Raw genomic sequence first — 5287 nt, 5'->3', positions numbered from 1 at the left:
GAGGGTGAACCCGGTGGGGCGGACACCTCGGTGTCCGCCCCACCGGGGCGTTGCGTTGGTGTGCCTCAGTTGCCGCCCTCGTTGAGGGTGACCTCGATCGGCGAGAAGTCGGCGCCGTCGACGTCGACCCCCTCCTCACGGAGCTCGGAGAGCGCCTGCTCGACGTACTCGTTGGTGTACGCCGTCGCTGGCGGCTCCTCGGAGATGATCGTCGCACCCGTCTCGTTCTTGGTGTCCATGGCGATCCCGACGGTCTGGGCCCAGGCCGCCTCATCGATCATGCCGAGCCCGGCGCTGGAGGGCCACAGGAGCTTGTTGACCTCGTTGGTCATCCACAGCTGGTGGCTGGTGCCGAGCTGCGAACCGGCGGCGGTGACGATGTCGGCGGCCTCCTGAGCGTTGTCGCGGGCGTACACCCAACCCTTGATGGAGGCCTTGACCATCTTGACGGTGCGCTCCTGGCACGCCTCGTCCTCGAGCTGCTCGGTGTTGGCCCAGATGGCGTCCTGCAGCATCGCGGTGCCCACGTCGTTCCAGTTGATGACGTTGAGGTCCTCGGGCTGGTACAGCTCACCGGTGTCGGGGTTCTTGGTCTCCAGCACCTGGGCGTACTCGTTGTACGTCATCGCCTGCGCCGCGTCGATGTCGCCGGACAGGAAGCCGTTCATGTCGAAGGCCTGCTGGACGAGGGTGATGTCGGCGATCTCGACGCCCTCCTTCTGCATGCCGGCGAACAGCTCCCACTCGTTGCCGTAGCCCCACGAGCCGACCTTCTTGCCCTTGAGGTCGGCCGGCGACGTGATGCCCTTGTCCTTGAACGAGATCTGGGTGGTGCCCGAGCGCTCGAAGATCTGGGCGACGTTGGTGATCTTGGCGCCCTGCTCGATCGAGCCGAGCACCTTCGGCACCCAGGAGATGGCGTAGTCGACGTCGCCGGCGGACAGGGCGTCCTGCGGGACGATGTCGGGCCCGCCCTCGACGATCTCGACGTCGAGCCCCTCGTCGGAGTAGAACCCCTGGTCGACGGCGGCGTAGTAGCCGGCGAACTGGCCCTGCGCCACCCACTGCAGCTGCAGCTTCACGTCGCCCGAGTCGCAGGGCGAGCTGCCGGCGGAGGAGCCTCCGTCGTCGTCGCTGCCGCAGGCGGCCAGGGAGACGGCCAGGACACCGGCCGCGAGCGCAGCCAGTGGTCGTCTGAGACTCAAGGTGCTTCTCGGTGTCCTACTCATGTGTACTCCTCGGGGTGTTGGGTGGCGGGTTCCGAGATGGCTCCGGCGGGCCGGATGCTGCCGGAGGGGTCAGGTGGTGGGTTGGTGCCGGGTGAACCAGATCTCGACGAGCAGGGCGACCACGTAGAAGGCCAGACCGAGCACGATCGAGCCGACGACGTACGCCCAGGCGAGCGGGTAGTTGCTGGCCGAGGCGGCCGTGGTGATCGCCTTGCCGAGCCCGTCCACGGGACCGCCGAAGTACTCGGCGATCAGCGCGGAGATCACGGCCAGCGACGAGGCGATCCGCAGGCCGGTGAAGACGTACGGCAGCGCCGTGGGCAGCGTGAGCGTGGTGGCGCGCTGCAGCGGCGTGGCCGCGTACACCTGCATCAGCTCGGCGTGCACGGGCCGCACCATCCCCAGCCCGCGCAGGGTGTTGACGTAGATCGGAATGCCGGCCGCGATCGCCGCGATGAGGATCCGTCCGGTGTTCGCGGCCGCGCCGAACATCGTGTAGAAGACCGGCGCCAGCGCCACGATCGGGACCACCGCCGCGGCGGCCACCGCAGGCCCCGCCATCCACTCCAGCGGCTTGGCGAGGTTGGAGACCACCGCGCCGCCGACGCCGAGCAGCGCCCCGATGAGCAGGCCGATCAGGGCGTTGCGCCCCGTCCCGACCATGCCGTCGAGGATCTGCGTACGCGCCTGACCGACCTGGGTGGCGATCGCCTGCGGCGACGGCAGGATGTACGGGTCGACGTTGCCGACCGACACCGCGAGCTGCCACACCGCCAGGAAGACCGCGCCCACGACCAGGGGTGCGACGACCGGCACCACCCTGAGGTTGCGCAGGTGGAAGCGGACGCCCGGGGCGGTGAGCTGGCTCATCGGTTCTCCACCCCGCGGGCGCCCGTGACCGGCGCCCCGTGCAGCAGCTCACGCACCTGCGCGACCGTGTGGAAGAACCCCTCGTCCTCGCGCACCGCGTCCGTACGGTCGCTGGAGTCGCCGAGGGTGGCCACGTCGACGATGTCGACGATCCGGCCCGGCCGCGGGCTCATCACCACGACCCGGTCGGAGAGGTAGACGGCCTCGGGGATCGAGTGGGTGACGAACAGCACCGCCGCCCCCGTCTCCGCGCAGATCCGGGTGAGCTCGGTCTGCATCCGCTCGCGGGTGATCTCGTCCAAGGCCCCGAACGGCTCGTCCATCAGCAGCAGTTTGGGCTGCTCGGCCAGGGCACGGGCGATGGCGACGCGCTGCTGCATGCCGCCGGAGAGCTGGTCGGGGTGGTGGCCGGCGAAGTCGGAGAGACCGACCAGCTCGAGCAGCTCCGCAGAGCGCGCCCGGCGGGCGGGCGCGGCGACCCCGTGCAGCTTGAGCGGGAGCTGGATGTTGGCCTCGACCGTCTTCCACGGCAGCAGGCCCGCCTGCTGGAAGGCGATGCCGTAGTCGCGGTTCTTGCGGGCCGCCGACGGCGTCTTGCCGAAGACCTCGATGGTGCCCCGCGTGGGCTGGTCGAGGTCGGCGACCAGCCGCATCAGCGTCGACTTGCCGCAGCCGCTCGGCCCGATCAGGGAGACGAACTCCCCCTCCGCCACGGTCAGGTCGACCTGCTCGAGGGCGACGACGTCGCCGCCCTTGACACCGAAGACACGGCTGACGCCGTTGACCTGGATGGCACCACTCATGCGTGTGCTCCTGTGAGTTTGAAGTGACGGAGGACCAGCCCGAGCAGCCCGACGGCGCCGGCGGCGAGCAGGCCGACCGCGACGGCTCCGAAGATCGGCGCCCACGCCTTGGCGGGGTCGGACGAGGCCGACTGGGCGTAGTCGACGACCATCCGGCCGATGCCGCCGCGCAGGCCGATGGAGACCTCGGCGACGACGGCACCGATGACGGCGCTCGCCGCTGCCAGGCGCAGGGCGGGCAGCAGGAAGGGGACGCTGGCGGGCAGCCGGATGGTGAGGAAGGTGCGCCACCAACCGACGCCGTACGCCTGCATCAGCTCGAGCTGGGTCACCGGCGGCGACTTGAAGCCGCGCAGTGCCCCGACGGCGACCGCGAAGAACGCGAGGTAGGAGGCGATGAGTGCCACCGAGTGCTCGTTGGTCCACTCGAAGGAGCCGAACTGCAGCTGCGTGCCCCAGCGCCGCACCAGCGGCGCGATGGCGATCAGCGGCACCGTCTGGCTCATCACGACCCACGGCAGCAGCGCCTGCTCGGCGATCCGCAACCGGGTCATCAGCACCGCCAGCACGAGGCCGACGACGACCCCGAGCACCCAGCCCTGGGCGGCGATCCGCAGCGTGAACAGGCTGGCGTCGACGACCGCCGACAGCACGGTGTCCTCGCTGCCGGTGCGCAACGGCTCCCCGATGCGCTGCACCATCTCCCACGAGTGCGGCATGGCCAGCTCCGAGGCCCGTGGCAGCACGAGCGTCTCGCCGACCTTGACCCCCTCAGCCGGACCGAACGCCGCGTAGGCGTCCCAGCAGGCGACCAGGAACAGGATCCCGAGGACCCCGAACCCGGCCACCCGCAGGCGGTGCAACCCCTTCACGCCTTCGCGACCACGTGCTCGCGCACGGCCGGGATGACCTGCTCGCCGTAGACCCGCATGGTCTCGTCCTTGTTGTCGTGCTGCAGGTAGCCGGCGAACTGGGTGACCCCGATCGCCTTCAGCTTCTCCAGCTTGGCGATGTGGTCCTCGGCCGTGCCGAGCAGGCAGAACCGCTCCACGATCTCGTCGGGGACGAAGTCGGTGTGGGTGTTCTCGGCGCGGCCGTGCTCGTTGTAGTCGTAGTCCTTGCGGCCACGGATGTAGTCGACGAGGACCTGCGGGATGACACCGGTGTCGCCGTACTTGTCGACGATGTCGGCGATGTGGTTGCCGACCATCCCGCCGAACCAGCGGCACTGGTCGATCTGGTGCGCCCTGGACTCCGGGGTGTCGTCGCCGATGTAGAACGGCGCGGCCACGCAGAACTGCAGCGCGTCGGCGTCGCGCCCGGCCTTGGTGGCGGCGTCCTTGACCTGGCCGATCATCCACTCGGCGACCTCGAGGTCGGCGAGCTGGAGGATGAACCCGTCACCGGCCTCACCGGCCGCCTTGAGCGCCATCGGCCCGTACGCGGCGATCCACACCTCCAGGCTGGAGTGCCGCGCCCAGGGGAACTGGATGGTCGAACCGTTGAGCTCGACCGGCCGGCAGTTGGCCAGCTCGCGGATCACGTGGGTCGCCTCGCGGACCTCCTTGAGGGTGCACGGCTTGCCGTTGAGGGTGCGTACGGCCGAGTCACCGCGACCGATGCCGCACACGGTGCGGTTGCCGTACATCTCGTTGAGGGTGGCGTACACCGAGGCCGTGACCGTCCAGTCGCGGGTGGCCGGGTTGGTCACCATCGGACCCACGACGATGCGGTGGGTCTCGGCCAGGATCTGGCTGTAGATGACGTACGGCTCCTGCCACAGCAGGTGGGAGTCGAAGGTCCAGAAGTAGTCGAAGCCGAGCTCCTCGGCCTTCTTGGCCATCGCGACCGTGCGGGCCGCGGGCGGGTTGGTCTGCATGACGACGCCGAAATCCATGTCGTCCTCCTTCTCGGGAAGCCGCTGGTCGAGCCTGTCGAGACCCATCTCGACACGCTCGATCAGCGAGGGTGGTCAGAGCAGGTACTGGGACAGGCCGCGCTTGAGGTACTGGCCGTGCCCTGCCCGGCCGTGGAACTGGTCGTCGGAGATCAGCACCGAGCCGCGGGAGATGACGGTGTCGACCTTGCCGTCGATCTCGTAGCCCTCCCACGCGGAGTGGTCCATGTTCATGTGGTGCTTGCGACCCGAGGGGGAGCCGTCGGGAAGGGTGTCGTAGCCGATGGAGGTGTGGCCGTTGGGGTCGTAGATCACGACGTCGGCGTCGGCTCCCGGCTGCAGGACGCCCTTGGTGCCGTACAGGCCGAACATCCGGGCGGGCGTGGTGGAGGTGATCTCGACCCAGCGCTCCAGGGTGATCTCGCCGGTCACGACGCCCTGGTACATCAGGTCCATGCGGTGCTCGATGGTGCCGATCCCGTTGGGGA

The 5287-nt window shown here is 69.4% G+C and carries 6 protein-coding genes; all 6 read right to left on the bottom strand.

Annotation, left to right across the window (positions count from 1 at the left end; genetic code table 11):
- Window positions 1–65 precede the first annotated feature (65 nt).
- A complete protein-coding gene (locus tag ACI379_RS16165; protein WP_439793141.1) occupies window positions 66–1205 on the bottom strand; it encodes an ABC transporter substrate-binding protein in 1140 nt (379 codons plus the stop codon).
- Window positions 1206–1298: 93 nt separating this feature from the next.
- A complete protein-coding gene (locus tag ACI379_RS16160; protein ID WP_439793140.1) occupies window positions 1299–2099 on the bottom strand; it encodes an ABC transporter permease in 801 nt (266 codons plus the stop codon).
- Complete coding sequence (locus ACI379_RS16155) at window positions 2096–2902, bottom strand: ABC transporter ATP-binding protein (protein ID WP_439793139.1); 807 nt, start codon at window positions 2900–2902, stop codon at window positions 2096–2098. Before ACI379_RS16155 ends, ACI379_RS16160 begins: the two co-directional genes overlap by 4 nt.
- Complete coding sequence (locus ACI379_RS16150) at window positions 2899–3774, bottom strand: ABC transporter permease (RefSeq protein WP_439793137.1); 876 nt, start codon at window positions 3772–3774, stop codon at window positions 2899–2901. The genes ACI379_RS16155 and ACI379_RS16150 overlap by 4 nt, the downstream gene beginning before the upstream one ends.
- On the bottom strand, window positions 3771–4847 hold the full coding sequence (locus tag ACI379_RS16145) for a TIGR03842 family LLM class F420-dependent oxidoreductase (RefSeq protein ID WP_439793136.1): 1077 nt from the start codon (window positions 4845–4847) through the stop codon (window positions 3771–3773). The genes ACI379_RS16150 and ACI379_RS16145 overlap by 4 nt, the downstream gene beginning before the upstream one ends.
- A gap of 27 nt (window positions 4848–4874) precedes the next feature.
- Window positions 4875–5287 (bottom strand): amidohydrolase family protein (locus ACI379_RS16140; protein WP_439793134.1); only part of this gene is annotated, 413 nt, incomplete at its 5' end.

Origin of the sequence: Nocardioides sp., assembly GCF_051876515.1 — a bacterium.
Classification (GTDB): Bacteria; Actinomycetota; Actinomycetes; order Propionibacteriales; family Nocardioidaceae; genus Nocardioides.
Note: the sequence above shows the minus strand (reverse complement) of the source record. Positions and strands in the feature narration are given on the sequence as shown.